Source organism: Bacillus sp. MZGC1, from assembly GCF_002998605.1.
GTDB lineage: Bacteria > Bacillota > Bacilli > Bacillales > Bacillaceae > Bacillus.
This window is the reverse complement of the sequence record NZ_PVRE01000001.1, coordinates 574,120-600,886: the sequence shown is the minus strand read 5'-3', so window position 1 is coordinate 600,886 and position 26,767 is coordinate 574,120. Positions and strand designations below refer to the sequence as shown.

Here is a 26,767-nt window from a genome sequence, read left to right as displayed (position 1 = left end):
CACATTGTCACGTGCTTTTTTTCCACCTTATAACTGCTGTGGCGAGATATCATCTGTTCGTTCAAAGAAATGCTGCTTTCCAATATGATGAAAAAGACCCGTTCGACGCAAAAGCTCTTTCGGCTGCGATTGAAGTCCGACAATCATCAGCTTTCCATTATGATGCTTTAAACGATTGGAGATATTCATCAGAACCGCTTCTGCTGATGTGTCCATATAATTGACTTTATTCATGAGCAGAATGAGCGTTTTCGGCTTTGTCTGAACATGGTCCAAAATCGAATTTTCCAATGAATCTGTTGTTCCGAAAAACAGCGGCCCTTCAATGGAGTACATACTGATACCTCGCTGGTCTGTCTGTTTTTCTAAAGCAGCTGCCGTTTCCATTTGGGGAACCGCAACATTAGTATGAATGCTGGTCGTCTGGCTCATTTTTTTGATAAAAGCGATAAATGCTAAAATGAGACCTGCGGTGACGCCAATAATCAAATCACCGATGACCGTCAGCAGGAAGGTCACAACAAGTACAAGTGAATCCGCATTTTTCACTTTTACAATATTGATAAACTCTTTTTTCTCACTCATATTCCAAGCAACAAACATTAAAATCGGTGCCATCGCAGCAAGTGGAATCATCGACGCATATGGCGCAAACAGCATTAAGATGAGCAGCACGACGACGCCATGCACAACACCAGAAATCGGGCTTGCTCCACCATTTTTGATGTTTGTTGCCGTACGGGCAATCGCACCAGTCGCCGGAATTCCTCCGAATAGCGGTGCCGCCATATTGGCGATCCCTTGTCCGACAAGCTCCTTATTGCTGTCATGCTTTGAGCCTTTCATATTATCAGCAACCATAGCTGACAAGATTGACTCCACTCCGCCTAAAAGTGCAATGACAATCGCTGGAGGCAGGAGGTATATCATTTTTTCAATCGTTAATTCAGGAAAAGCGAAGCTTGGCAGCTGACGAGGAATTTCCCCATATGCCGAGCCGATCGTTTCAACTTGTCCTTGGAAAAAGAGAACAGCTAGAAACGTTGAAGCCAATAGACCTAATAGAGCACCAGGTATTTTGGGAATGTATTTTTGAGCCGCCACAATCACGATGAGCCCAATAGCGGCTGTGATGATGGCAAGACTGTTTGCGGTACCGAGATGGACCACAATTTCTCTCATATTGAGGAAAAAGCTTTCATGCTTTTCAACACCCTTTAATCCGAGGAAGTTGGCAATCTGCCCTGAAAAAATAATGACAGCAATGCCAGCAGTAAAGCCGATGATAACCGGACGAGGAATAAATTTCATGAGCTTCCCTAGTTTGAATATTCCGAATAATACAAGCATACAGCCTGCCATAAAACCGGCTATGAGTAAGTTTTCGATACCATACTGGCTGACGATACCAAATAAAATCGGAACAAACGCCCCAGTCGGCCCGCCGATCTGATACTTTGAACCACCAAACAATGAAATCAAAATGCCGGCAACGATGACTGTGTATAATCCATATTCTGGTCCGACACCAGATGCAATGGCAAAAGCCATGCCTAAAGGAATTGCCACAACGCCCACGACAAGCCCAGCGATTAAATCGCGTCTAAACTTTGATGAATCATATCCTTCAAATCTTCCATAAAAACGCATGGTATGTGTTGGCCTCCTTCAAGTATGTGTAGATGATTTAGGTATACTGCGCGTCAATCTGTTTATCTTTCACAACAACATCCAGCTTTCCCGTTGCTGGATGAATGACTAGTCCATGAACAGCCACATCACTTGGCATCAATGGATGCTCTTTGACCAATTTCACACTTCGGGACACGCTCTCTTCAACCGAATCAAAGCCTGTCAGCCACCCCTTTAAATCAACTCCTGAGTTTTTCACAATGCTCAAACATTTCTCTTCAATGCCGCGTGCTTTCGCCTTTTCAAGTAAAGGATCTGCCGCAAGACCTGCCATTCCGCATTCATGATGTCCTACAATGCATACCTCTTCTGCCTTTAGCTCATAGATGGCTAGTAGAATACTCCTCATCACACTGCCGAACGGATGAGTTACAATGGCGCCCGCATTTTTAATGATCTTGGCATCACCGTTGCGCAGCCCCATGGATTGCGGCAATAATTCCAAAAGACGTGTATCCATACAAGTTAATATGACCAGTTTCTTTTCGGGAAATTTCCCCGCTTTGTAAGGCTCATAATGTCTCTCTTGTACGAACTCTGAATTGTGCTGAAGAATCTGTTCTAATTTTGATCCCATCTTGCCATCTCCCATCTTTTTATAAGTCACGTAAGTCCCTGCCTGTCCCCCTTTTCTTTCGTGTGTTCTCAAGCATAGAGAAGAAAAATGATAGAAAAAAAAGAAAAAAATGAGAAAACGATGAGAAAAAAAGTCATCATTTTCTCTATTTTCCGCTTCAACGTAAGGGAGACGCGGTCTTCCTTTCAATCTATCGTTCTCAGATCGCCAAAAGACGATGAAATGGTTTAGTAGAAAACGACCTTCCCGTTTAATACGTTTCAAATATAATCATTTTTCTATCAAAAAATCTCGATCTATTTTCCAGTTTGTCAGATAATCTCTCAGAAAATCAGGCTTTTTCATATGTCACATCACCCATTAGCTGACTCTTATCGATGTAAAAAATGGATCAGATGGCATATGAATATACTTTTTCACTAAGAAAATGTCTCTCTTTTCCGTTATTTTAGTATATTAAATATTGAGCAGATAACCTTCAAACGTGTTCAGCCGAAATGGTTGCTTTATAATAAAAGGAGTAAGATGATCATGTGAAAGGAGCGAGTTGACAGTGAAACCACACATTTTTGTCGCCAAACCATTACCTGCTTCATTTGAGGAAATACTAAAGGAACATTGTACATACGAGGTGTGGCAATCCAAAGACCCCATTCCAAAAGATACTTTATTTCAAAAACTGCAGCATGCTGATGGTCTTTTAACGTCTGGAACGAAAATCGATCAAGAGCTATTAGATCACGCACCAAAACTCAAAGTAGTGAGCAATAACTCTGTTGGCTATGACAATTTCGATATAGAATTGATGAGGCAAAGAGGCGTAATTGGTACACACACGCCTCATACACTCGATCATACTGTTGCTGACCTTGCATTTTCACTCATTCTTTCCTCTGCGCGAAGAATTGCCGAGCTTGATCGTTTTATCCGCGAGGGGAAATGGACGAAATTTGTACAGGAAGAAGATATCTTTGGCATCGATGTCCATCATCAAACGCTTGGCATTATTGGCATGGGACGAATCGGAGAGCAAGTAGCCAAACGAGCCGCACATGGTTTTGATATGAACGTCCTGTATCATAACCGCAGCCGGAATGAAAAGGCTGAATCAGCATATGGCGCTTTATATTGCACACTTGATGACCTGCTAAAGCAAGCCGATATCATTGTGTTGATTACACCGCTGACCAATGAAACGTATCATATGATTGGAGAACGGGAATTGAAGTTAATGAAGCAAACGGCTTTATTTGTAAACATCTCACGCGGGAAAACAGTGGATGAAAAAAGCCTCATTCAAGCGCTTCAGGAGGGATGGATCAAAGGCGCAGGTCTTGATGTGTTTGAGCAGGAACCGCTTCAGGAGAATCATCCTTTCAAAGAAATGAACAATGTCACCCTTGCTCCTCACATCGGTTCTGCTACTGAAACAACACGGGATCTTATGCTGAAACGAGCCATTCATAATGTGATTCATGGAATTGATGGCAAAGCCCCTGTTGATATTGTGAAGGAGCTTGCTTCATCTTAATCGGAAAAGACGCAGGATTCGGAGCTGCGTCTTTTTATTTATTTCATCAGAAGGTTATCAGGAAAAAAGCCTCATTTTAGCAAAGAACCTGTTTCTTTACATTTCCTTCATGTTCGGGTGCTATAATATGAGGTAGACAAGCATCAAGAGGACAGCATCCGATTTCCTTAATAGGAGGATGAAGATGAAAAAAATCAGTTCGGTTTTTACTATGTTTGCTCTGATCGCTGCTATTCTGTTTTCTGGTTTTATTCCGCAGCAAGCCTATGCCGAAACACCTCTTACACAGACCGCCACAAATGAAACAGCTACTATTCAACTTACATCAGATGTTCATACCCTTGCCGTCATTAATACGTTTGATGGTGTAGCAGATTATTTAATTCGCTACAAACGACTGCCTGATAACTACATCACAAAATCACAAGCAAGTGCTCTTGGATGGGTGGCATCAAAGGGAAATCTAGCAGAGGTTGCCCCAGGTAAAAGCATCGGTGGAGATGTTTTCTCTAACCGGGAGGGACGTCTTCCTTCAGCAAGCGGCCGAACATGGCGTGAGGCAGATATCAACTACGTCTCTGGCTTCCGAAATGCTGACCGCCTCGTGTATTCAAGTGACTGGCTCATTTACAAAACAACAGACCATTATGCAACTTTCACACGTATTCGATAATCAATCAAAAAAACAGCCCCATTTGACCTAGGGCTGTTTTTTTGATGCTGCTTACGGCAAAAGAGTTTTCACGTATTCCTCAAAAGGCAGTGGCAGCGGTTTTTTCGACACTTCTTCATGTTCATGTGTGGTGACATGATCCTCGGTGACGACTACACGTCCTGTTGGTGTGAGCTTTGACGCAAGCGGTCTTTTGTTAAAAGGAGAGGCTTCATTTTCATAAATCTCATGTCTCATTTGGACCAAAGTAGGCTCGCTCACCTCTTCCAATGTGAAAGCATAGCCTGTTTCAGCGCCTTCCCCCTTATCTAATTGGAGCAGATGCGTTCCTTTTTCGGTTTCCTCTTCTTTGACTCGAAACCGAATAGACGCTCCTTCCACCCATTCTTCTGTAAAAGGTACAGGCTGAAGAGGTAAATTCACACCAAATCCCGCATCAATAAGGAAGCGTTCGTTGTGATGGTTCAACGTCATGGCTACGTGCGTGCCATCAATTGCCCATGTGCACGCTTCTTTGTTATACACGGTCCCTTGAACGAGCTGTACAGCAAGCCCTGCCTCTTTTAACACATAATATAAGAGAGGATTGAGATCGTAGCAAAGACCTCCTCTTTCTCCTTCAAGAAGATGCTGCTTCAACCCCTCTTGATTCAAGGCATAGGATTGTTTGTTCAGCACAGATCTATTTTCAAATGGAAAGGTGTAGGCCATCTTTTTTAATAATACAGGCAGGTCATCAAAGGTGATGGACTGGCCTTCGTATCCGATCTTCTGTAAAAATGCTGATTGCATCATATTCATTCCCTTCTAAAAAAACTGAGTCTGTGAAGAGACTCAGTTTTCTTGATTGATAAAATCCGTTAACGCATCAATGGCTTCTTGTTCATCCGCACCATCTGCTATCAGTGTGACAGTGACCCCAGAGCTGATCGCAAGGCTCATGAGACCCATAATGCTCTTCGCATTGACTTTTTTTCCGTCCTTCTCTAGAAAAATTTCAGCCCCAAAGCGATTGGCTTCTTGTACGAACAAAGCAGCGGGACGTGCCTGCAAGCCTGTTTTTAACTGGATGGTGACCGTTTTTTCCACCATATGATCTGCCTCCCTTTTTCATTCTCCTATTTGAGTGTAACAGCTTGTCCGTTTCGTAATTGTTCTGCAATTTGATCTAGCTTTCTTAAGCGGTGGTTAATGCCTGATTTGCTGATCTTGCCGCTTTCCACCATTTCTCCCAGTTCCTTTAGCGTGACCTCTTGATAGTCGACTCGCAGTTTTGCAATTTCACGCAGCTTATCCGGCAGGGCATCAAGTCCAATTTTTTCATCAATGAATTGAATGTTCTCGACCTGGCGCAGTGATGCACCAATCGTTTTATTTAAGTTTGCTGTTTCACAATTGACGAGCCGGTTCACGGAATTTCGCATATCACGGACGATCCGAACGTCTTCGAAGCGAAGAAGTGAATTATGCGCACCTACAACGCTTAAGAATTCGGTAATTTTTTCGGCTTCTTTCATATACGTGATGTATCCTTTTTTACGCTCAAGTGTTTTACTGTTGAGTTGAAATTGATTCATCAGCTCACAAAGGGCATCATTGTGTTCTTTATATAGTGAAAAAATCTCAAGGTGATAGGAAGACGTTTCTGGATTATTCACAGAACCGCCTGCTAAAAAAGCACCTCTCATATAGGAGCGCTTGCAGCATCTTTTCTTTACAAGCTCTTCTGAAATATTGCGCTCAAATACAAATTGCTCACCTAATATTTTCAAATCCTCTAAAATGGTTTTCGCTCGTTCTACCAGTCTGACAATATACACATTATTCTTTTTTAATCTCATTTTCTTACGAACGAGCAGCTCGACTGTGACATCATATTTCTTTTTCAGCAGCGTATAAATCCGTCTTGCGATGGCTGCGTTCTCTGTCTGTATATCTAGAATTAATTTTCGATTAGAGAAAGATAATGAACCGTTCATACGGATGAGGGCAGAAAGCTCTGCTTTTGTGCAGCAGTCCTTCACGTCCAGATTAGTCAGCTCTTTTTTTGTTTCGGATGCAAATGACATCCTTGCCACCCCCATTCCTATTTTTTCTTATGCAGCAGGTCGACAAGCAGCGAGGCTACTTTCAGCGTGTCGTGACGAATCACATGCTGGTCATATGTAATGATTTCCCCAGGGATGACTTCCAGTCCCATTGCCTTGAGTACATCTGTGTCGAACTGTACAGGCTGTGCCTGTTCTTCTGCATATTTTGCTTTGATCTCTTCTGGAATTTCTTTATTGTTCACAAAAATGGTATCGATAAATGGACGAACCATATGATCATTTAATGCCTGCACATGATCAGCTGCACTGTAGGAAAGCGTTTCCCCTGGCTGCGTCATGACATTGCAAATATACACTTTTTTCGCCTTCGAGCGAATCACTTCTTCGCCAATATGCGGTACAAGCAAGTTTGGCAGGATACTCGTATACAAGCTGCCTGGCCCAATCACGATCAAATCAGCTTCACGAATGACTTGAATCGATTCTGGGAGCGGTTCAATCGTATCGGGTGTGAGGAACACTCGTTTAATTCGCTCACCGTAGGTTGGGATTTTTGATTCTCCTGTCACCACTTGCCCGTTTTCTAATTCAGCATGAAGTACAACACTTGAATTCGCTGCTGGCAAGACTTTTCCTCTCACATTTAAGACCTTGCTCATTTCTGTGACGGCATGAAAAAAATCACCGGTTATATTTGTCATGGCCGCAAGAATGAGGTTGCCAAGAGAGTGGCCTGTTAAGTCATTCCCTTTGTTAAAACGGTGCTGAAATAAGTCTTCTACAAGCGGTTCAACATCAGAGAGAGCTGCAAGGACATTTCGAATATCGCCTGGAGGCGGAATATTCAAATCATGCCGCAGTCTGCCTGAGCTGCCTCCGTCATCAGCAACCGTTACAATAGCGGTAATGTCCACTGGCTTTGTTTTTAGCCCTCTGAGCAAAACAGATAAGCCAGTGCCCCCACCAAGAATGACCACCTTTGGAAGTGTCGTCATCTATTTTCTGCTTCTCTTTTCAATGTCCCGGTGAGTGACATGAGTGTAGTAGTCATTTTTAAAATACTCCGATAAGTAGTTAGCTAGCGTCACTGATCGGTGCTGTCCGCCTGTACAGCCAATAGCGATCACAAGCTGACTTTTTCCTTCTCGTTTATAGGACGGAAGCATAAAGCTGAGAAGGTCAATTAATTTCTCTGTGAATTTTTGTGTCTCGCTCCATTTCATTACATAAGAGCGCACTTCTTCATCGTTTCCAGTCTGTGGACGCATGCTCTCAATATAGTAAGGATTCGGCAGAAATCTCACATCAAATACAAGATCAGCATCAATCGGCAGACCGTATTTAAAACCGAAGGACATCACATTCACTGTAAACACCTGCCCTTGGTTCGTGGCAAAGTGCGCGACAATTTTTTCTCGAAGCTGTTTTGGTTTTAAATCCGATGTATCAAAAATCATTTGAGCCCGGCCTTTTAACTCTTCTAACAGGTCGCGTTCCATTGCGATTCCTTCGAGGGGCAAACCTGTTGTCGCAAGGGGATGCGAACGTCTCGTTTCTTTGTATCTTGAGACAAGCACCTTATCGTTTGAATCTAGAAATAATATTCTTGGTGTGATCCAGCCAAGATCACTCATTTCATCTAAAGCTGCAATTAAGCTGTCAAAGAATTCTCGTCCGCGTAAATCCATCACAAGGGCGACCTTGCTCATCTTAGAATTCGATTCCTTCATGAGCTCTAGGAACTTCGGTAAAAGTGATGGCGGCAAGTTATCTACACAGAAGTAACCTAAGTCTTCAAAGCTTTGAATGGCAACAGTTTTCCCCGCACCTGACATTCCTGTAATAATCACAAGCTGAATATCTTCTTGTTTGTTCGTATTCATGCCTGCTTCCTCTCCTTCTTTATGAAAACGGTTCATGTATTAGTCTCCTTGAGGATCTAACCGATAAGCAATCAATTCAAAATCAGGTGTATACGTAAAAGTACCGTGCAGAAGTCCTTTTCCCTTTAGCATGAAATCAAGAATATGGGAATCTCCTGGAGCCATCGGTAAATGAGGCACATCTTTTACTTCATGCCACTTTAAAATGCCTTCCTCTGACTCTGTCACGTTTTTTCCAGTAAATGAATCTGCCATAAAGGTGAACATCATCCACTCTTGAACGATTTGATCGCCTTCTTTTATGATAAAGGTAAAAACACCTTTTAACTGAGGATTTAAAATATAAATTCCTGTTTCTTCTCTATACTCTCGAACGACTGAATCCTTGACCGATTCTCCGCTTTCCATTTTGCCGCCCGGCGCTACCCACCAGCCCCGTCTTGGCTTTTGCAGCAAGAGAACTTGATCTTCGTGATGCAGCACACAATTGGTTACTCGTTGCATCAGCTGTCACCTACTCTTTTATGTCTTTAACTTATTATACAGGTTCATCCTGACTCCCACAATGAACATGCCCTTTCTTCACCGAAAACAGACCGGATTTCGTCTGAAAGAGGTGGCGGGCAATTTCTCTACTCTTTATTTTACAGCATCTAATGGTTCTCCATGCGTCATTTGTGAACATCTCATGAATTTCTGATTTTAAGCAAAAAAAAGGACACGGATTCTCATCCGTGCCAAACATGTATTCCTTATAAAAGGGGGTCAATTACTAGTTTTATCATAACGGATAATTATTTCACCCGTGTTACATTCCAGTTAAAAGCCCATGACGCTATATTAAGGATTTACGACAGCCATTTATTTCGCTGCTTTCAGCTTTTCAGCAAGCTCTTCTACATAATGCTGTGCGCTTTGTGCGGCAATACTTCCGTCACCTGTTGCTGTCACAATTTGACGTAGTGTTTTTTCACGAATGTCACCAGCGGCGAAAATGCCTTCCACTCTTGTTTCCATTCTTTCGTTTGTCTCGATATATCCTTCTTCATTTGTAATGCCGAGATTTTCAAATGGTTTAGATAGTGGGAGCATCCCGATATAGATAAAGACGCCGTCTGTTTTAAAGTCTTCTTCTTCACCAGTCACCGTATCAATCAAGGTCACACTGCCGACTTTACCGTTTTCTTCATTAATTTGTTTAACGGTTTTGTTCCACATGAAGTCGATTTTTTCATTATCAAAAGCACGCGCTTGTAAAATGCTTTGTGCACGAAGTTTATCGCGTCTATGAACGATCGTTACTTTTGACGCAAAGCGTGTGAGGTATACACCCTCTTCTACCGCAGAGTCTCCGCCGCCAATGACCACGAGCTCTTTGTTTTTAAAGAAAGCACCGTCACATACTGCACAGTAAGAGACGCCCCGGCCGCCAAGTTCTTTTTCACCTGGTGCACCGATTTTTTTGTATTCAGCACCTGCCGCAATAATGACAGAGCGTCCTTTGTATTCTTTTGAACCGGCTTTGACGATTTTGTACTCTTCACCGTCTACGATTTCTTTGATATCGCCATATGCATACTCAGCACCGAATTTCTTCGCATGCTCAAACATTTTATTTGAAAGTTCTGGCCCTAAAATGCTTTCAAAGCCAGGATAGTTCTCGACATCTTCCGTATTTGCCATTTGACCGCCTGGAATCCCTCTTTCAATCATCAATGTTGAAAGATTTCCCCGTGATGTATAAACAGCGGCTGTCATTCCGGCAGGTCCCGCTCCAATGATGATCGTATCGTAAATTTTTTCTTCTGACACAACTGTCACTCCCTCTTCAATTGCTGCTAGCATTTCTTATTAGAATGCCCTTGGGTGATGCTTCCATTCATGACAGAGAGCATCAATTCCACTCTTACTTTTATTCCTTACCCATATCCTATTAAATCTGCGGATAATAAGCGAATCATTTGCTCATATCTTCAAAAAAAGAAAAAGCTTCCTTAAACTGCTGTTTAAGGAAGCCTGTTTACGGTTATATAGTAAGTAACGATTTATTCAACGACTCTTCTCACAACGCCATTGAATGCTTTTTTCCAGTAAACATTGCTCATAGAGTCAACTGAAACACCGCGAGAGCTGTTATCGTTCAAGAATGTACCGTTTCCTAAGTAAATACCAACGTGTCCATTTACTTTATACGTATCAAAGAACACAAGGTCTCCGCGTTTCATGTCAGATGCACTTACAGCTCTTCCTTTACCTACAAGCGTATCTGTTGTTGTACCGCCAACTGGTCCAAGGTTGATGCCTGCTGATGCGAATGCCCAGCGAACGAATGAAGAACAGTCAAAACGACGTGCATCAATATCGGCTTGTGATCTGCCGCCGCCCCATTTATACGGAGATTGTCCAACGATGGTAGAACCTGTGCTGATTGCCCCTTCGATTCCGCCTACGTTACTGCTGACAGGTGATCCACCGCCAGAAGATGGCTTCTTACTTGGTGAACTGCTGTTGTTATTATTATTTGAAGATCCACTGTTACTGTTATTTGAAGACGGGCTGCTGTCGTTAGTTGAGCTGTTGTCTTCCGCTTGAACACTCGCTTGACGCTGCTGTTGTCTTTGTGCTTTTTCTTCTTTTGCTTTTTGAGCTGCTTCTCTCGCTTCTTTTTCAGCTTGTTTTTGAGCAGCGATTGTTGCGTCTTTTTCAGATGCAATGCTGTTAGCCTCACTGTTTAACTCGCTGATTTCAGAAGATGCACTTCCCTTTTGCTTTTTCACTTGCTTGAATAGCTTGTCTTTTTCATCAAGCTGTTTATTCAAGTCTGTTTGAAGCGTTTCAAGCTTTGCAAGTGTCTTTTGAACATCTTCAAGCTTTGTGTTTAATTCGTTTTCAGACTTTTGAAGCTCAGCTTTGTCTTTTTCTTGCTCTTTAATGATTTCGCTGTCTGCGTTGATGAGTGTAGATACTGCACCTGCACGGCTGATGAAATCGCTAAAGCTTTTCGCTCCTAGTAATACATCTATGTATTTCGTAGAACCGCCGCTTTCTTGAAGCGCACGTACACGCTTTTTCAAGAACTTGTTTCTATCTTCAATACGTTTTTCAGTATCAGCAATTTCTTGTTTCAGTGCTTTGATTTCTTTTTTTGTTTTTTCATTTTCTTTTTGTTTTTCTTCGATTTGATCACTTGTTTTTAAAGCTTTCTCGTCAATTTCTTTTAGCTTTAGTGCAAGTGCCTCTTGTTTTGCTTCAAGCTTTGAAAGCTCATCTTTTTTCTTTTGAAGGTTTTTGTTGACCTCAGATTGCTTGTTGTCCAGCTCTTGTTTCTTTTGTTCAAAGTTCTGTGCGTTTGCTTCATGAGTAAATGGGATAAATAAACCGCTCGCTCCGATGACCGAAGCTAAACCGAAAGTAATAAACTTTTTCACGAATAGTTCCTCCTTTGACAATTTCCAAGCGACATGAGAAAGCAGCAAATTCTCTGCGGCCAATCTGTGCTATCTATGTCTTTCTTCCTGATTGATCAGTCAGATGTTGACCAGATTGTTTCTATCACTAGGTGTTTCATTATGTATAGTAAAATATCTAAATATATGTCTTTGTTTTAATCCACGATTTTCATTATACATGAGACATCGACAAAATGAGCTAATATTTTTATTACATTTATGTTTCAAAAACATGTCGTGATTGTCATACTTCGCCAAATCCTTGCAAATCCCACCTTTTTATCCAAGAAAAAAGCATGACCTTTTCGGCCATGCTGCAATCTGCTGAATCTATTTACCTATTTAATCAATTAACGTACAAATGACTTGTTCATATTTAGACAGTGTTTGAACGCTGATCTGAAAAGAGGCTGCAATCTCTTTTTTGCTCACAGCTGATTCTTCTTGCTCCTTCATCCATAAATAATAAGATGCTGCTGCCCATGCAGGCGCATTTTTCTTATCTACGCCAGAAGCACGTGCCTGCTGAATAATATGGAATAACCAAAAATAAGGCATATGGCTGTCAGGCTGAACTGCTTCTTCCAAGCTGAATGCCGCCTGTTTTGCGAAAACCGCATCTTCTGAAAACGACCGTTCTTCCATTTCATCTTCGTATAAGAGCAGTTCGATGAATTGCTGTTCGAAGGCTGTTTTCGCTGCGTGTGCATCAAGGACAGATTGAAGAACGTCACGTTCCCCTTTTTGTTTGCTCACATAGTACGCAGTCAGCCGCTCCTCAATGGAGACCATTGGCTCAGTCTCCTCGGGTTTATCCTGCCACGGCTTGATTTCATCTGCATCGATATCTTCTTCGACCATCTTATTCCAAACCGTTTGTGCAAGCGTTTTGTGGCCTGTATAATAAGCTGCGCTTGCGAGCCAGTATAAAAATGTACTATCTCCCTGAAAGCCTGTTTTGTACAAAGAATAAAGCCATTTAAAGGCCCATTCAAATTCTCCAACTAGGGCAAATGTTGCGCCAAGCTTATAACGCTGTTCACTTAATATTGGATACACGTGCGTTAATTGCTTCGCTAACGTATTGACCTTTTCTTCTTCTTTTTCATAATGATAGAAGACAAGCTGGTTGCAAAGGGCATGCAGATTACCCGGATTTTCATGAAGAACCCGGTTCAACATCTCTTTCGCCTGATGGATTTGACCAGAATAAAAATAGGCCAAAGCGAGATTATTATACGCTGACCAAAATTCTGGATACTCAACAATCATCTGTTCCAGCATTTCAATGGCTTCATCAAGCCTGCCGCTTTCTAGCAAGTGATTCGCTTGATCCTGCTTGACAATCAGGTCATCCTGATCGTAAGGAAAATCTTCGTCCTCTTCGTCGCTCATATCGAGCAGGTCGAGGAGATCGTCATTTTCATCTGCAAATTCCCCGTTCTCTTCCAATGAAGCATAGGCAGTAGCTGACTTATATGCCTCTTGAAAGAGTCCTAGATTCGCATAATTATTGGCTTTAAAATAGTGACACTCAGACATGTTTTCATCGATATGTTCAAGTATGAAATCAAGCAGTTCATTTGATTGTTGGTAATGACCCATTTCAGTATAAATAATGGCAAGCTGTGATAGCATTTCTACATTTTCAGGCTCAAGTACGATAGCCCGCTGTATCAGCTTACTCGCTTTAGATAGATTTCTTTCTCTATAAGCTTTTAGACCTTTATGAAAAAAGTAATGCCCATCTTGGAATAGCTGGACGACTTGTGTGTGATTATTTTGAGAAGTGTATTTACTCACCGATACCCTCCATTTCGAACAGTGTACCGTGTGTAGTATAACATACTTCACGAGTCGTCACATAGAACAAAAGAAAAGGAAGGATTTGTTTTTCACTCAAAAACAAAAAGCCAGAGGTGCCCCCGGCTTTTCACTCACCTTGATGACGCTTTTTTAATACTTTTAATACCTCATCAAGCGGCAATTGCTGTTCACGTAATAACACAAGCAGATGATACAGGAGATCGGCTGTTTCCCATTTCAATTCTTCTTGATCCCGGTTTTTCGCTGCAATGATGACCTCTGATGCTTCTTCCCCTACCTTTTTTAGGATTTTATCGACCCCTTTTTCAAATAGATAGGTTGTATAAGCGCCTTCTGGCATTTCTGTCTGACGTTTTGCAATCACCTGTTCAAGTTCATTTAAAATCGCAAAACGATCCTGCTCTTCCGTTTGAAGCTTCACGCCTTCTTCCGAAAAGCAGCTATAGCTGCCAGTATGGCAGGCTGGTCCACTTGGTGTGACAAGAACAAGCAGAGCATCTTTGTCACAGTCATATCGAATGGATGTGACTCGCTGAGTATGTCCAGATGTGGCGCCTTTGTGCCAAAGCTCGTTTCTCGACCGGCTGTAAAACCATGTTTCCCCTGTCTCCAGTGTTTTTTCATAGGATTCTTGATTCATATACGCCAATGTCAATACTTCCTTACTTTGAGCATCCTGTACAATTGCAGGTATCAGGCCTGCCTCATTAAAGGATAATTCGTTTGCCTGTTTCATCTGACCTTCACCCCGTGTTCTCTCAAGTATGTTTTTACCTCTTGAATTGAAGTCTCTTTATAATGGAAAATGGAGGCTGCTAATGCTGCATCAGCTTCTCCTTTTGTAAATGCCTCCAGCATATGCTGGGCATTGCCAGCGCCTCCCGAGGCAATGACAGGCACGGTGACGGCTTCTGACACAAGCTTTGTTAATCGATGATCAAAGCCTGTTTTCTCACCGTCGGCATCCATACTTGTCAGTAAAATCTCTCCTGCTCCCCTCAGCACGGCTTCTTTTGCCCAATCGCTGACCTCTATATCCGTTTGACGGCGCCCTCCGTGTGTGTAGACCATGTACTCTTTTTTCTCTTCATCGTACTTTGCATCTATTGCGACGACGATGCACTGGGAACCAAAGAAATCGGCGCCTTCTGAAATCAGTTCTGGTCTTAACACTGCCGCTGTGTTCACAGATACTTTGTCTGCACCCGCTCTTAATATGCGCTTCATGTCATCAAGGTGGTTAATCCCGCCGCCTACCGTAAAAGGGATGGCAAGAGTGGACGCCACTTGCTTGACCACATCCACCATCGTTTTCCGGCCTTCATGAGAGGCAGAAATATCAAGAAAGACGAGTTCATCCGCCCCTTCCTCATCATACATCTGCGCTAATTCTACCGGATCACCAGCATCCTTTAAGCCGAGGAATTGCACCCCTTTGACCACACGCCCTTCCTTCACATCGAGACATGGAATGATTCGTTTTGTCATCATACGCGGTCAAGCCCTTCAATTGCTTCAGCTAAAGTAAACCGCTTCGTGTAAAGGGCCTTTCCAATGATCGCACCAGAAACACCTGACTGTTTTTGTGCTGACAGCTTTTGAAGATCAGCTAGCGCGCTTACACCACCTGAAGCAATGACTTGTTTGCCGGTAGCTTCCGCTAAGCGAACTGTACTTTCCACATTGGGGCCAGACAGCATGCCATCCATTTGAATATCCGTGAAAATAAAGACCTCCGCGCCTTCCTTTGCCAATTCTTTGCCGAGTTCCTCCGCCTTCACTTTCGACGTTTCAAGCCACCCCTCAGTCGATACAAAGCCATTTCGCGCATCGATCCCAATCGCTATTTTCTCCCCATATTGCGCAAGCATTTTTTTCACAAAGGCGGGATTAGAAACAGCGGAGCTGCCAAGGATGACTCTAGCTACACCATTGTTTATATAAAAGGCAACGTCTTCTTCAGTCCGAATGCCGCCGCCAATTTGTACATTCACATCTAAGGATGAAGCAATCGCCAGTACATGCTCATGATTGACGCGATTCCCTGCTTTCGCACCATCTAGGTCAACAACATGAATCCACTTTGCTCCTTCATTTGCAAACCGCGCAGCCATATCAAGCGGCGAATCTCCATAAATGGTTTCTTGATCATAATCTCCTTGCACAAGCCGTACACATTTGCCATCTCTCATATCAATCGCTGGATACAATGTAAATTCACTCATTTGTTCACCCTCTGTTCGTTTGCTAATTGAATAAATTGTTTGAGCAGCGCCATTCCCGTTGTACTGCTTTTTTCAGGGTGAAACTGTGCGCCAAGCACATTCCCCTTGCCGACAACTGCTGGTACTTGAACGCCATAATCCGCACTTGCTAATTGCTCTTTTGGATTCATATCACTTACATAATAAGAGTGAACAAAGTACGCAAATCCTTCCGGTACACCATCAAACAATGGGGAGGGCTGATGAAATGTGAGCTCATTCCACCCCATATGAGGCACCTTCAGCCTTTGCCCATCCTGGTCGCGATCCTTTAAAAGAACGACACGCCCTTTTAACAGCCCCAAACCTTTCGTACGTCCTGCCTCTTCACTTTCTTCAAATAACAGCTGCATCCCGAGACAAATACCAAATAGCAGCTTTCCTTCCTGCACAACTTGGTGGATAAACTCTTCAAGTCCTGTCTGTTTTAACAGCTGCATCGCATCACGAAACGAACCGACCCCAGGCAAAATATAAGCATCTGCCTTTTTGAGCTCCTCCACATCAGAGGAGACGATATAACTGGCACCTGCTCGTTCCAGTGCTTTTGATACGCTGAACAAATTTCCCATTCCGTAATCAATGACTCCGATCATTAGAGCATCCCCTTTGTCGAAGGAATCCCTTTCACACGTGGATCAATGGTTGTTGCCTCATCTAGGGCACGTGCCATCGCTTTAAAAATGGCTTCAATTATATGGTGCGTATTGGTTCCGTAGTGAACAATCACATGAAGATTTATACGAGCTTCTAGCGCAAACTTCCAAAGAAACTCATGCACGAGCTCTGTATCAAAGGTACCGACCTTTTGACTTGGAAAGGCCGCTCTCATTTCCAAATGAGGGCGATTGCTTAAGTCGACCACGACCTGGGCAAGCGTTTCATCCATCGGAACAAAGCTGGAGCCATACCGCTTAATTCCCTTTTTATCACCTAACGCTTCCTTAAACATTTGCCCAAGCACGATGCCGATATCTTCTGTTGTGTGGTGATCATCAACATCCGTATCTCCTTTCGCATCGACGGTCAAATTAAAGTGTCCATGCTTCGTAAATAAATCAAGCATGTGTGTCATAAAAGGGACATCTGTTTGAATATCTGCTTTTCCTTCCCCATCAATCTCTAACGCTAACGAAATATTCGTTTCATTTGTTTGTCTCGCTGTTTCCGCCTGTCTCATGACGATTCCTCCCGCTTTCTCGATTCAATCGACCTTGCATGCGCTTCGAGCCCTTCTAATCTGGCAAAAGCCGCAATGCTATCCCTGTGTGTCTCAAAGGCTTCTTGACTATATGAAATAATGCTCGTTTTCTTTTGAAAATCAGTCACACCAAGCGGGCTGGAGAATCTAGCTGTTCCGTTGGTTGGCAGCACGTGATTTGGTCCTGCAAAATAATCTCCCACCGGCTCAGGGCTATAACGCCCTAAAAAAATCGCCCCTGCATGCTTGATTTGACCAAGAAGTGATTCTGGATATGCTGTCAGCACTTCTAAATGCTCTGGCGCTAACTGGTTGACGACGTCTACTGCACGATCCATGGAATCTGTCACGTATATACGGCCATGATTTTGTATGGATTGTGCGGCGATTGATTTTCTTGGCAAGGTGTCTAGCTGCGCTTGCACCTCAGCCTGCACGTTTTCAGCAAGTGTCTTAGACGGTGTCACCAAAACACTAGATGCCAGCGCATCATGTTCTGCCTGCGAAAGTAAATCAGCCGCTACCTCATGTGCCGATGCCGTATCGTCTGCTAGAACCGCAATTTCACTTGGACCGGCAATCATATCAATGTCTACCAGGCCAAATACTTCCCGCTTTGCCAGGGCTACATATATGTTGCCTGGACCTGTGATTTTATCAACAGACTGGATGCTTTCTGTTCCATAGGCAAGTGCCGCAATCGCCTGCGCACCGCCCATTTTATACATCTCAGAAATACCGAGCTCCTTTGCAGCAACGAGTACAGCATCTGAAAGATGCCCATCTTTCCCTGGGGGTGTCACAAGGACAATTCGCTCAACACCAGCGACTAGCGCCGGAATCACATTCATTAAAACAGATGATGGATAAGCAGCTGTTCCGCCGGGGACATACACACCGACTGCATCGAGCGGTGTCACCTTTTGTCCGAGCATCGAGCCATCCTGCTGGTGATAAAACCAAGAGGATGTCAGCTGACGCTCATGGTATGTGCGAATATGACGGATAGCCGTTTGAATCACCTGAATCATGGCTGGGTCCATGCGTGCGGAGGCTTTTGTCATTTCCTCCTCTGTGACAAGCGGATCTTCAAGCAGCACTCCATCAAATTGCTTTGTAAAAGACTGTACCGCTTGATCACCATTTAGCCTCACTTCTTGTATAATCCGCTGAACAGCCAGGCGCTGCTCTTCCGTACCTGTATCTAAAGTCCGCTTGAGTGAGAGTGTCTCTGTCTCACCTTCTTGTATGTAGGTGATGTTCATGATGTTTCCTCCCCTTCAATGATTCTTGCAAGGCGCTGCGCCATTTCATCGATCACCGCATCCTTCATCCGATAGCTCACAGGATTGACAATAAACCGTGACGTAATATCACAAATATGCTCCGTTTCAACAAGTCCATTTTCCTTGAGTGTTTGACCTGTAGAGACAATGTCAACAATACGATCGGCGAGTCCGATGAGCGGTGCTAATTCAATTGAACCATTCAGCTTAATGATCTCCACCTGCTCCCCTTGTTCTCTAAAATAGGAAGATGCGACATTTGGGTACTTTGTTGCCACACGCGGCGCGACACCGCCCCAGCTGGCTCCCGGTAATCCGGCAACCGCTAAATGGCATTTGCTGATGTTTAAATCGAGCACTTCGTACACATCACGAGCTTCTTCGAGCATAACATCCTTCCCTGCAATGCCAACATCTGCTACACCGTGCTCTACATAAGTCGTCACATCCATTGGCTTCGCTAAAATAAAGCGGAGGTTTTCTTCCGGTACATCAATGATTAACTTTCTTGAATCCTCGAATTCCTCTGGCAGCTGATATCCCGCCTGTCTTAACAACCCAGCTGCTTCTTCAAATATCCGGCCCTTTGGCATCGCCATCGTCAACACTTTACCCATTTGACTCTCCCTTTCTAGCGCCGATAAAATAAGTCACCTGCTCAAATGCCTTGGTCATCGCGTCAATATTTTCAATCCCTGCTAAGTCTTGCAGGACGATCTTTCTCCCTTTTGACCGCTCCTTTTCTGCAAAAGCAAAAGCCTCCAGCCGTTGTTCTTTACTAAAAATCACTGCCTCCTGCGGCTCATTGATTTCTTTTGCATCAAGCGCTTCAAGCAGACGGTCTAATCGAAGTCCGAATCCTGTAGCTGGTGCAGGTGCATCAAAATGAGCCAGCAATTGGTCATATCTGCCGCCACTTCCGATGACTGACCCAACATGATCTGCAAATACTTCAAACAAAATGCCCGTGTAGTAGCTCATATGACTCACCATGCTTAAATCTAAACGGATATATTCTGTACAGCCATAATCTTCAAGTGTTTCCCAAAGCGATTTTAACTGTGTGAGCACCTCTTTTCCCTCTTGTGAAACGACGATTTCCTTTGCCCGCTCTGTGACTTCCTGGCCGCCTCTTAACTCTAAAAGCTGTAACAGCCTCGTTTTATCGATGGAGGAGAGTGACAATTGCTTCACATGCTGGCGGTATCCTACATAATTCTTTTCATATAAGAATCGGCGGAGGACGTTTGCACGCTCTGTATTTCCCAATACATCTACAAATAACGTCTCTGCTAAAGCGACATGCCCGATCGCGATTTTGAAGGAATTTAGCCCGGCATTTTTTAATGCAAATACGACAAGCGCGATCACTTCAGCATCTGCACTAATCGACCCATCACCAATCAACTCAATTCCGACCTGCTCAAATTCTGATGGCCTTCCGCCTTCTCTTTCCTGCGCCCGGAACACATTGGCCGCATACCCAACGCGAAGCGGATACGCCTGTTCATGAAGCTTTGAAGCCGCCACTCTCGCAATAGGTCCCGTCATATCAGGTCTGAGTACAAGGGTTTGCCCGTTCTGATCTAAAAGCTTAAAGAGCTGTGTATCTGTAATCGCCGATTGAACACCGACTGTATCGTAAAATTCAAGCGTTGGTGTCTCCATCAAACGATAACCCCAGCCATTCATGACCTCTGTTAATGAATGTCTCACTTTTTTCTTCGTCTCATACAATCCTGGTAATGAATCCCGCATACCATATGGTTTCTCAAACATAAACATGCTCTTCTGCACCTCCAACACATTAAAACAAAAAATTCCGAATCCTTTAGTTCGCTAATATGATAATATGCTAACAAAATAAAGTAATTAAATCAATCATTTTTATTTTCTCTCTATTTTCATGAAAAATTTGTGGAATTATTACATTCAAGTGACACCTGTCCCTTTTCTGCATGTTTGATAAAAGAACGTGATATAATACTTAAAAATATTGAATAACACAGGAGATTACAGTGAAGTTCATCCAGACATTAATCTTAACTTTGTTGTGCGCATGCCTTGTTTATTTCGGCTTTATATACGTGACACAAATCGACCAAGTCAAGAAGGCAGCTTCACCACACGAAGCAGCCAAAGAAAAAGAAAACGATACGGCACTCGCAGCTGAAGAAACACGATCAACGAAAAAAACAGACAACACATATTCTTCTTTAAAAGGAAGCAAAAAAGCCATGGACGTCATCCTCTACAATCAAATGGATGCCCCAAAGCTTTATAATGGATGCGAAGTCACAAGCTTAGCGATGCTTCTTCATTACAGCGGCTATGAGCAAGTGACAAAAGACGCATTGGCAAATGAAATCAAACGTGTTCCGCTCAATTATGAAAATGGCTTAAAAGGAGACCCGCATGACGGGTTTGTAGGCGATATGGAGAATGGACCAGGTCTTGGTGTTTACCATGAACCTATTTATCAGCTTGCGAAAAAATATGCGGGCGCTCAAGTCGTCGATTTAAGTGGAAAACCTGTCAAAAAGGCCATCTATCAATCACTTGAAAAAGGGTATCCTGTTTGGGTAATTACCACATCCACCTTTGACAAAATAGATAACATCGAAACATGGAATACACCAAATGGCAAAATAGATGTGAGCTTTAATATGCATAGCGTGGTCATCACGGGCTATGACAAGGAACATGTCTACCTAAATAACCCATACGGTGAAAAGAATCAAAAAGTCGATCGCAATCAGTTTGAGGATTCTTGGGAACAGATGGGCCGGCAGGCGATTATCATTAAAGCGTAGAACACCTTTCTCATTGAAAACATGAAAAAACATCCTCTAGCCGTATAGAGGATGTTTTTTTCATGATGATCTTTCTAGTATTTCCTTCAGGCGGTCTTCAAGCTTTGCAGCTGTCATTACTCCTCCGCCTACAATGAAGTATTCAACCTTTTTTTAGTAAAAATGAGAGATAATTCTTGATCGTTAGACTTCTCACTCATCGTTTTTAGCGGCAGTGAAACGACTTATTCTGCTTCAGATACAACGGTAAAACGTTCTCCAACATGGGCAGCCTGCTCAATTTCATCGACAAGGGCAATGGCGTAGTCGGCATAGCTCACATAGCTGTCACCTTTAGAATTGACAATCAGCTGGTCTTTCCCTTTCACATAAGAACCTGTGCGTTTGCCTTCTGGGTCAAAGAATGCAGCAGGGCTGAGGAAAGTCCATTTTAATCCTTCGGTCTGTTGAAGATCTTTTAGGTTTTCACCTTGCTGTGAAGCAGTCGCCACATACTCCTTTGGAAATTCTGGTGTATCAACAAGTCTTGTTGTTTGAGCCTCATCAACAAATAGACTGCCTGCTCCGCCCACAACGATTAAACGCGTATCGGGTACCTCTTTCAAAATATCAATAAGCTTTTTCCCAGCCTCTACGTGAAGGTGCTCTTGTCCAGCAGGTGCACCAAATGCATTGACGATGACATCAAAGCCTTTGATGTCTTCTGCTTGTAAATGAAACACATCCTTCTCGATAACAGCTACGGATGAATCTGTCACCTTTTGTGCATCTCGAACGATGGCTGTCACTTCATGTCCTCTAGATTGAGCCTCTTTTACAATTTCCTGTCCTGCTTTACCTGTAGCGCCAATAATACCAATCTTCATATGAATTCCTCCTGTAAAATGATTTTATTTAATAAATAAAGGTGTAACAATTATAGTTACAACAGAGGTAAAAAAAATTGAATAATCATCCAATTTTTTTGATTAACAAATGCGTTAGTTCACTTAATTTGATCTCAGCAAGCACTTGCTCCATCGCACTTTGAGCGCGGCACAAGATTAACTCAAGCACAGCCTGAATATTTGCACCGATCGGACAGTCAGGATTTGGGCTTTCATGGATTTGAAACAACTCTCCCTCATCCACGACTTCAACCGCTTTATACACATCAAGCAGCGTGATGTCGTCTTCACTGCGGTTCAACTGAGAACCACCTTTGCCAAGACTCGTTGAGATTAGGCCTGCTTTTTTTAATTTACTCATAATGCGGCGGATGACCACTGGGTTTGTATTCACACTTCCCGCGATATCCTCCGATGTCTGTAATGATCCTTTTTCAAGTGATAGCAAGGCCAGAATATGGACAGCGACAGTGAATCTGCTGCTGATTTTCATGTTTTCTCACCTCTGTTGTAATCATTATAGTTACACCATAACATATTGTCAACAAAAAAGTCTGCCGAGCTACTCAGCAGACGTAGATTGACGTGCTTTCATTTCTTCTTTCGTATAAATCATGCGCATTGGATTTCCTCCAACAAATGAGCCCGCTGGAACATCCTTATGAACAAGTGTACCAGCCGATACGATCGCCCCATCCCCAATGGTTACACCAGGTAAAATGGTTGAATTGGCTCCAATTAAGACTTCATCACCAATATAGACTTCCCCAAGTCTGTATTCTTTAATCAAATACTCATGGGACAAGATGGTCGTGTTATAGCCAATCACACTATTTCGACCGACCGTGATTTTCTCAGGAAACATGAGATCCACCATGACCATTAAGGCAAACGCTGTATCCTCGCCGACCTTCATACGAAGAAAGGTTCGGTATATCCAATTTTTCATTCCCATAAAAGGCGTGTACCGTGCTATTTGAATGAAAATAAAGTTTTTCACCACTTTGAAAAAGGGAACCGTCCGATAGACTTGTCGTAACGAATTGACCCCTTTTACAGAATAACGATCTGTTTTTCTCAACTCAATCAGCTCCAACAATCGCCAGGAGATCACTCATTTTCTTCAGCATGAAATCAGGGCGATACTTTAAAAGGGCCTCTTCTCCCTTAATCGTCCAAGCAACACCTGCTGTTTTTGTCCCTGCCGCTTGACCAGACAAAATATCGTGATAATTATCGCCGACCATCACCGCTTCATGCGGATCACTGCCAAGCTTGGATAATGCCAGCTGGACAGGTTCTGGATGCGGCTTCTCATTTTGGACATCATCGAGCGTCACAATCACCTCAAAGAATGGCTCTAAACCTGTCAGCTTCAAACCCATTAAAACCGTATCACGTATTTTTGTTGTGACTATCCCAAGTTTAAATCCTTGATCCTGCAGGACTTTCAATGTATCTAAAACAGTCTCATATTCAGTCACAAGCAGATCATGCTGTTGATGATTAAACGTTCGATACATCTGAATCATATCATCCGTTAGCTCAGGGTCCATCGCAGAGAATGTATCAAACAATGATGGACCAATGAAATGAAGGATCTCTTCACGGCTGTACTGACCAGGATAATAATGATCAAGCGTATGTTGAAATGAAGCAATAATTAATTCATTCGTATTGATTAATGTGCCATCTAAATCAAATAGCACGGTGTTAATAGTTGATTCGTTCATATGGCTTCCTTTCTAACAGCTGCAAGCTCCCGCTTCCGCCAAATATAGCTAATGGCAGCTGTTAATAAAATAGCAGATATCAGACGGATGACAAGAAGCGGCCACACAGGAATCCCAAGTGGAATAAATATCAGCGTATCTTCGACCACTGCATGGCAGGCAACAAGGAAAATGAAAGCAAGGGTTAAATCCTTTTTACTCACGCCGTCCTCTTCCACTGCCTTCATCATCACGCCGGCTCCGTATGCCAGACCGATGGTTAATCCAGCTACCATTGTCATCGACGTATTTTCTTTCATTCCAAGCATTCTCGTAAATGGAGACAGCCACTTAGACAGCGTATGGAGCCATCCTAAATCTCTCATGAATTGAATGATGATCATGAGAGGGATGACGATACAGGCGAGCTGGACCACACCGAGTACGGCTTTTTGTAAAGCGAGAAGGACAATCATGTACCAGCTGGAAGGCACATCAGCCGGCTGAGCTGCCGTCAGCAGTCCATATTGTGCCGGCTCCTGGCCTCCCTGCCAAACGAGATGAATGACAATAGCCGAAATAACAGCAAGGCTGATTCTGACCAGCAAAATGATAGACACTCTGAGTCCAACCTTTGCTGCCACTGTCGATTCGATGATCAGGTTATGGCAAAAGGACAGCATCACGGCCAAAATGAACACTTCCTTCACAGGAAGATCTAGTGTCAGAATGGCGGCTATGCCCGCATACAAGTTCAGCACATTTCCTAATACAAGCGGAATGGCCGCTTCTCCTGAAAGACCAAACAACCCCATAAATGGCCGTATGAATTGTATGATCCAATTCATAACAGGCGTATGCTGCAAGATACTGACGAGAATGGTAACCGGAAAGATGACTTTTCCAAGTGTCCAAGTTGTCGATAGCCCTGCTTTTAAGCCGCTTTTCCATGTCTCTCCCATCTCTTCTGATCCCCCCCTGCTTAATTCGATGAGTTGTTCTCTTTATAAGGAATCGATGCGTATCCTTTCATTCTTCTAAAGATCATCAGCAGAACAGCCACTGCAAAAATGGCAATCGAAATCATTTGAGCGATTCGTAGATGTTCTGTCAGCATCAAGCTGTCCGTTCTCATCCCTTCAATGAAGAAACGACCGATTGAATACCAGATTAAATAAGACAAGAAGATTTCGCCTCTGCGCAGCGATGTTCTGCGTAATAAAATCAAGATCACAACACCGGCAAGATTCCATAATGATTCGTATAAGAACGTTGGGTGATAATAGGTCCCATCAATATACATTTGATTAATGATAAACTCTGGCAGATGCAAATTCTCTAAAAAGGCTCTTGAAACAGCCTCACCATGCGCTTCCTGGTTAATAAAGTTCCCCCAGCGACCAATTGCCTGCGCTAGTAAAATACTAGGTGCTGCTACATCGGCTATTTTCCAGAAGGACACCTTTTTCACTTTTGTAAAGACGATCGCTGTCAGCACAGCACCTATCAGCCCGCCATGAATAGCAATTCCGCCATTCCAAATCTTAATGATTTCATTTGGATGCTGCTGATAGTAATCCCATTCGAAGGATACATAATAAATTCGTGCACAAATAATGGCTATTGGAATCGCAAATAAGATTAAGTCAATAAACGTATCTTTATTGATTCCTCTCTTCTCACATTCTCTCAGTGCGAGCCAGAGTCCCAGCAAGGCTCCGACCCCAATGATCACACCATACCAATGAACCGAAATAGGTCCGAGCTGAAAAGCAATCGGATCAATTGGCTGAATCGCTTCGTTCATATAGACAACTCCTATTCATCCTGGCCATTGTCTTCAATGACATCGGCAAGTTTACTTGTAAATTGTTCCGCCGCATTATGTCCCATGCGTTTTAACCTGAAGTTCATCGCAGCCACCTCAATGATGACCGCTAAGTTTCGTCCTGGCCGGACAGGGATGGTCAGCTTCGGTACATCTGTATCGATGATTCGCATCTTCTCTTCTTCAAGTCCTAAACGATCGTACTGTTTGCCTTGTTCCCAAAGCTCAAGGTTCATCACAATCGTAATTCTCTTATAGCTTCTGACAGCACCGGCTCCAAATAAGGTCATCACATTAATGATGCCTAGTCCACGGATTTCTAAAAGATGTTCAATCAGCTCTGGTGCGCTTCCAACTAACGTATCCTGATCCTCTTGACGGATTTCCACGCAATCATCTGCGACCAGCCTGTGTCCTCTCTTCACTAATTCTAAGGCTGTTTCACTTTTTCCTACTCCGCTTTTTCCAATTAACAATACACCTACACCATATACATCTACGAGCACGCCATGAATGGCGGTCGTTGGTGCAAGCTTACTTTCTAAAAAGTTGGTCAACCGACTCGAAAGTCTTGTCGTTTTTAGGCTTGATCGTAACACAGGGACGCCATTTTCATTTGAAGCTTCAATTAATTCCTTCGGCACTTCACGATCTCGTGACAAAATAATTGCAGGGGTAATATCTGTACAAAGAGACATCATTCTCTGCTTTCGTTCGCGTTCTGGGAGTTGTTCAAAAAAAGAAAGCTCTGTTTTCCCTAAAAGTTGAACTCTTTCTTTTGGGTAATATGTAAAATAACCAGCCATTTCAATACCTGGTCTGGAAAGATCACTGATTGTAATGGGACGATTAATCCCTTCTTCCCCACTTACCAGTTCAAGATGAAATTGTTCCATTATGTCCTTCGTACGAACTTTCGGCACGCTTCTTCCTCCTTTTATCACAGGCGATTCAGAAATACAGCTCTATTTTATCACTTTCAATGATGATCCCAAAACAGTATTTTATCCTGATCCTGTTTCATCTGTTTCACTGGTATAGACAACTATACTTAAAAAGGGTAAACTAAGTCAAAGACAATGACTAAAGGGGG

Annotated in this window: 29 protein-coding genes; 3 read left to right on the top strand and 26 right to left on the bottom strand. The window is 43.1% G+C overall.

The window, feature by feature from the left end; all coding sequences use genetic code 11:
* Nucleotides 1–27: 27 nt before the first annotated feature.
* Nucleotides 28–1,650 carry a SulP family inorganic anion transporter gene (locus C6Y06_RS02955; RefSeq protein WP_060597350.1) on the bottom strand — a complete coding sequence of 541 codons (1,623 nt, stop codon included), beginning with the start codon at nt 1,648–1,650 and terminating at the stop codon, nt 28–30.
* 37 nt (nt 1,651–1,687) lie between these two features.
* Entirely contained in the window at nt 1,688–2,269 is a 582-nt protein-coding gene (locus tag C6Y06_RS02950; RefSeq protein ID WP_060597724.1) for a beta-class carbonic anhydrase, read from the bottom strand.
* A 553-nt stretch (nt 2,270–2,822) separates the two neighbouring features.
* Between C6Y06_RS02950 and C6Y06_RS02940 the strand changes: the two genes are divergently transcribed.
* Entirely contained in the window at nt 2,823–3,800 is a 978-nt protein-coding gene (locus tag C6Y06_RS02940; protein ID WP_060597351.1) for a 2-hydroxyacid dehydrogenase, read from the top strand.
* A gap of 184 nt (nt 3,801–3,984) precedes the next feature.
* Nucleotides 3,985–4,473, top strand: a complete 489-nt coding sequence (locus C6Y06_RS02935) for a ribonuclease (protein ID WP_034660072.1) — start codon at nt 3,985–3,987, stop codon at nt 4,471–4,473.
* A gap of 51 nt (nt 4,474–4,524) precedes the next feature.
* On the opposite strand, the gene C6Y06_RS02930 is transcribed toward C6Y06_RS02935, so the two are convergent.
* From C6Y06_RS02930 to C6Y06_RS02850, 17 genes are all read right to left on the bottom strand, one after another.
* Nucleotides 4,525–5,268 (bottom strand): arylamine N-acetyltransferase family protein, encoded by a 744-nt coding sequence (locus C6Y06_RS02930; RefSeq protein WP_034660073.1) that lies wholly within the window; start codon nt 5,266–5,268, stop codon nt 4,525–4,527.
* Nucleotides 5,269–5,307: 39 nt separating this feature from the next.
* Nucleotides 5,308–5,565, bottom strand: a complete 258-nt coding sequence (locus tag C6Y06_RS02925) for an HPr family phosphocarrier protein (RefSeq protein ID WP_034660075.1) — start codon at nt 5,563–5,565, stop codon at nt 5,308–5,310.
* 26 nt (nt 5,566–5,591) lie between these two features.
* Nucleotides 5,592–6,542: a DNA-binding protein WhiA gene (gene whiA / locus C6Y06_RS02920; protein WP_034660076.1), complete on the bottom strand. Its 951-nt coding sequence runs from the start codon at nt 6,540–6,542 to the stop codon at nt 5,592–5,594.
* Between the two features lie 17 nt (nt 6,543–6,559).
* Nucleotides 6,560–7,519: a gluconeogenesis factor YvcK family protein gene (locus C6Y06_RS02915; protein WP_034660077.1), complete on the bottom strand. Its 960-nt coding sequence runs from the start codon at nt 7,517–7,519 to the stop codon at nt 6,560–6,562.
* Nucleotides 7,520–8,407, bottom strand: coding sequence for an RNase adapter RapZ (gene rapZ / locus C6Y06_RS02910; protein ID WP_034660713.1), 888 nt, complete (start codon nt 8,405–8,407; stop codon nt 7,520–7,522). It lies immediately after the preceding gene.
* 39 nt (nt 8,408–8,446) lie between these two features.
* A complete protein-coding gene (locus C6Y06_RS02905) occupies nt 8,447–8,911 on the bottom strand; it encodes an 8-oxo-dGTP diphosphatase (RefSeq protein ID WP_003213484.1) in 465 nt (154 codons plus the stop codon).
* Nucleotides 8,912–9,268: 357 nt separating this feature from the next.
* The gene (trxB, locus tag C6Y06_RS02900) at nt 9,269–10,219 is read right to left on the bottom strand and encodes a thioredoxin-disulfide reductase (protein ID WP_034660715.1); all 951 of its coding nucleotides are present in this window, start codon (nt 10,217–10,219) and stop codon (nt 9,269–9,271) included.
* A gap of 233 nt (nt 10,220–10,452) precedes the next feature.
* Nucleotides 10,453–11,835, bottom strand: coding sequence for a C40 family peptidase (locus tag C6Y06_RS02895; RefSeq protein WP_106036495.1), 1,383 nt, complete (start codon nt 11,833–11,835; stop codon nt 10,453–10,455).
* A gap of 363 nt (nt 11,836–12,198) precedes the next feature.
* Nucleotides 12,199–13,659 (bottom strand): tetratricopeptide repeat protein, encoded by a 1,461-nt coding sequence (locus C6Y06_RS02890; RefSeq protein ID WP_066031706.1) that lies wholly within the window; start codon nt 13,657–13,659, stop codon nt 12,199–12,201.
* A 130-nt stretch (nt 13,660–13,789) separates the two neighbouring features.
* The gene (gene hisIE / locus C6Y06_RS02885; RefSeq protein WP_034660080.1) at nt 13,790–14,419 is read right to left on the bottom strand and encodes a bifunctional phosphoribosyl-AMP cyclohydrolase/phosphoribosyl-ATP diphosphatase HisIE; all 630 of its coding nucleotides are present in this window, start codon (nt 14,417–14,419) and stop codon (nt 13,790–13,792) included.
* Nucleotides 14,416–15,174 carry an imidazole glycerol phosphate synthase subunit HisF gene (gene hisF, locus C6Y06_RS02880; RefSeq protein ID WP_060597354.1) on the bottom strand — a complete coding sequence of 253 codons (759 nt, stop codon included), beginning with the start codon at nt 15,172–15,174 and terminating at the stop codon, nt 14,416–14,418. Before hisF ends, hisIE begins: the two co-directional genes overlap by 4 nt.
* The gene (gene hisA / locus C6Y06_RS02875; RefSeq protein ID WP_106036494.1) at nt 15,171–15,908 is read right to left on the bottom strand and encodes a 1-(5-phosphoribosyl)-5-[(5-phosphoribosylamino)methylideneamino]imidazole-4-carboxamide isomerase; all 738 of its coding nucleotides are present in this window, start codon (nt 15,906–15,908) and stop codon (nt 15,171–15,173) included. The genes hisF and hisA overlap by 4 nt, the downstream gene beginning before the upstream one ends.
* Nucleotides 15,905–16,543, bottom strand: a complete 639-nt coding sequence (gene hisH, locus C6Y06_RS02870; protein ID WP_034660083.1) for an imidazole glycerol phosphate synthase subunit HisH — start codon at nt 16,541–16,543, stop codon at nt 15,905–15,907. The genes hisA and hisH overlap by 4 nt, the downstream gene beginning before the upstream one ends.
* Complete coding sequence (gene hisB, locus C6Y06_RS02865) at nt 16,543–17,127, bottom strand: imidazoleglycerol-phosphate dehydratase HisB (protein ID WP_106036493.1); 585 nt, start codon at nt 17,125–17,127, stop codon at nt 16,543–16,545. Before hisB ends, hisH begins: the two co-directional genes overlap by 1 nt.
* Nucleotides 17,124–18,413, bottom strand: coding sequence for a histidinol dehydrogenase (gene hisD, locus C6Y06_RS02860; RefSeq protein WP_106036492.1), 1,290 nt, complete (start codon nt 18,411–18,413; stop codon nt 17,124–17,126). Before hisD ends, hisB begins: the two co-directional genes overlap by 4 nt.
* Entirely contained in the window at nt 18,410–19,051 is a 642-nt protein-coding gene (gene hisG, locus C6Y06_RS02855) for an ATP phosphoribosyltransferase (protein WP_003213329.1), read from the bottom strand. Before hisG ends, hisD begins: the two co-directional genes overlap by 4 nt.
* Entirely contained in the window at nt 19,044–20,219 is a 1,176-nt protein-coding gene (locus tag C6Y06_RS02850; protein ID WP_106036491.1) for an ATP phosphoribosyltransferase regulatory subunit, read from the bottom strand. Before C6Y06_RS02850 ends, hisG begins: the two co-directional genes overlap by 8 nt.
* Before the next feature lie 233 nt (nt 20,220–20,452).
* On the opposite strand from C6Y06_RS02850, the gene C6Y06_RS02845 reads away from it, so the two are divergent.
* Entirely contained in the window at nt 20,453–21,247 is a 795-nt protein-coding gene (locus C6Y06_RS02845; RefSeq protein ID WP_060597358.1) for a C39 family peptidase, read from the top strand.
* Between the two features lie 224 nt (nt 21,248–21,471).
* Here C6Y06_RS02845 and C6Y06_RS02840 read toward each other — a convergent pair whose 3' ends face one another.
* The 7 genes from C6Y06_RS02840 to hprK form a co-directional block, all read right to left on the bottom strand.
* The gene (locus C6Y06_RS02840; protein ID WP_066031704.1) at nt 21,472–22,113 is read right to left on the bottom strand and encodes an NAD(P)-dependent oxidoreductase; all 642 of its coding nucleotides are present in this window, start codon (nt 22,111–22,113) and stop codon (nt 21,472–21,474) included.
* Nucleotides 22,114–22,198: 85 nt separating this feature from the next.
* The gene (locus tag C6Y06_RS02835; RefSeq protein WP_060597360.1) at nt 22,199–22,627 is read right to left on the bottom strand and encodes an Rrf2 family transcriptional regulator; all 429 of its coding nucleotides are present in this window, start codon (nt 22,625–22,627) and stop codon (nt 22,199–22,201) included.
* A gap of 69 nt (nt 22,628–22,696) precedes the next feature.
* On the bottom strand, nt 22,697–23,215 hold the full coding sequence (locus C6Y06_RS02830) for an acyltransferase (protein WP_106036490.1): 519 nt from the start codon (nt 23,213–23,215) through the stop codon (nt 22,697–22,699).
* Nucleotide 23,216: 1 nt separating this feature from the next.
* Entirely contained in the window at nt 23,217–23,867 is a 651-nt protein-coding gene (gene ppaX / locus C6Y06_RS02825) for a pyrophosphatase PpaX (RefSeq protein WP_106036489.1), read from the bottom strand.
* Nucleotides 23,864–24,808 (bottom strand): nucleoside recognition domain-containing protein, encoded by a 945-nt coding sequence (locus C6Y06_RS02820; RefSeq protein WP_060597362.1) that lies wholly within the window; start codon nt 24,806–24,808, stop codon nt 23,864–23,866. Before C6Y06_RS02820 ends, ppaX begins: the two co-directional genes overlap by 4 nt.
* A 20-nt stretch (nt 24,809–24,828) precedes the next feature.
* Nucleotides 24,829–25,653, bottom strand: a complete 825-nt coding sequence (lgt, locus tag C6Y06_RS02815; RefSeq protein ID WP_106036488.1) for a prolipoprotein diacylglyceryl transferase — start codon at nt 25,651–25,653, stop codon at nt 24,829–24,831.
* Nucleotides 25,654–25,664: 11 nt separating this feature from the next.
* Nucleotides 25,665–26,597, bottom strand: coding sequence for an HPr(Ser) kinase/phosphatase (hprK, locus tag C6Y06_RS02810; protein ID WP_003212943.1), 933 nt, complete (start codon nt 26,595–26,597; stop codon nt 25,665–25,667).
* Between the last annotated feature and the right edge of the window lie 170 nt (nt 26,598–26,767).

Bases quoted from the DNA above. Each gene is read 5' to 3' on its own strand.
- rapZ (WP_034660713.1), bottom strand. From the start codon at position 8,407: ATGAATACGAACAAACAAGAAGATATTCAGCTTGTGATTATTACAGGA.
- C6Y06_RS02835 (WP_060597360.1), bottom strand. From the start codon at position 22,627: ATGAAAATCAGCAGCAGATTCACTGTCGCTGTCCATATTCTGGCCTTG.
- C6Y06_RS02915 (WP_034660077.1), bottom strand. From the start codon at position 7,519: ATGACGACACTTCCAAAGGTGGTCATTCTTGGTGGGGGCACTGGCTTA.
- C6Y06_RS02840 (WP_066031704.1), bottom strand. From the start codon at position 22,113: ATGAAGATTGGTATTATTGGCGCTACAGGTAAAGCAGGACAGGAAATT.
- hisH (WP_034660083.1), bottom strand. From the start codon at position 16,543: ATGATCGGAGTCATTGATTACGGAATGGGAAATTTGTTCAGCGTATCA.
- whiA (WP_034660076.1), bottom strand. From the start codon at position 6,542: ATGTCATTTGCATCCGAAACAAAAAAAGAGCTGACTAATCTGGACGTG.
- C6Y06_RS02820 (WP_060597362.1), bottom strand. From the start codon at position 24,808: ATGGGAGAGACATGGAAAAGCGGCTTAAAAGCAGGGCTATCGACAACT.
- lgt (WP_106036488.1), bottom strand. From the start codon at position 25,653: ATGAACGAAGCGATTCAGCCAATTGATCCGATTGCTTTTCAGCTCGGA.
- C6Y06_RS02935 (WP_034660072.1), top strand. From the start codon at position 3,985: ATGAAAAAAATCAGTTCGGTTTTTACTATGTTTGCTCTGATCGCTGCT.
- C6Y06_RS02950 (WP_060597724.1), bottom strand. From the start codon at position 2,269: ATGGGATCAAAATTAGAACAGATTCTTCAGCACAATTCAGAGTTCGTA.
- C6Y06_RS02850 (WP_106036491.1), bottom strand. From the start codon at position 20,219: ATGTTTATGTTTGAGAAACCATATGGTATGCGGGATTCATTACCAGGA.
- C6Y06_RS02930 (WP_034660073.1), bottom strand. From the start codon at position 5,268: ATGATGCAATCAGCATTTTTACAGAAGATCGGATACGAAGGCCAGTCC.
- hisIE (WP_034660080.1), bottom strand. From the start codon at position 14,419: ATGAAACAGGCAAACGAATTATCCTTTAATGAGGCAGGCCTGATACCT.
- hisD (WP_106036492.1), bottom strand. From the start codon at position 18,413: ATGAACATCACCTACATACAAGAAGGTGAGACAGAGACACTCTCACTC.
- C6Y06_RS02925 (WP_034660075.1), bottom strand. From the start codon at position 5,565: ATGGTGGAAAAAACGGTCACCATCCAGTTAAAAACAGGCTTGCAGGCA.
- hisF (WP_060597354.1), bottom strand. From the start codon at position 15,174: ATGATGACAAAACGAATCATTCCATGTCTCGATGTGAAGGAAGGGCGT.
- hisB (WP_106036493.1), bottom strand. From the start codon at position 17,127: ATGAGACAGGCGGAAACAGCGAGACAAACAAATGAAACGAATATTTCG.
- C6Y06_RS02905 (WP_003213484.1), bottom strand. From the start codon at position 8,911: ATGCAACGAGTAACCAATTGTGTGCTGCATCACGAAGATCAAGTTCTC.
- C6Y06_RS02955 (WP_060597350.1), bottom strand. From the start codon at position 1,650: ATGCGTTTTTATGGAAGATTTGAAGGATATGATTCATCAAAGTTTAGA.
- hisA (WP_106036494.1), bottom strand. From the start codon at position 15,908: ATGAGTGAATTTACATTGTATCCAGCGATTGATATGAGAGATGGCAAA.
- hisG (WP_003213329.1), bottom strand. From the start codon at position 19,051: ATGGGTAAAGTGTTGACGATGGCGATGCCAAAGGGCCGGATATTTGAA.
- ppaX (WP_106036489.1), bottom strand. From the start codon at position 23,867: ATGAACGAATCAACTATTAACACCGTGCTATTTGATTTAGATGGCACA.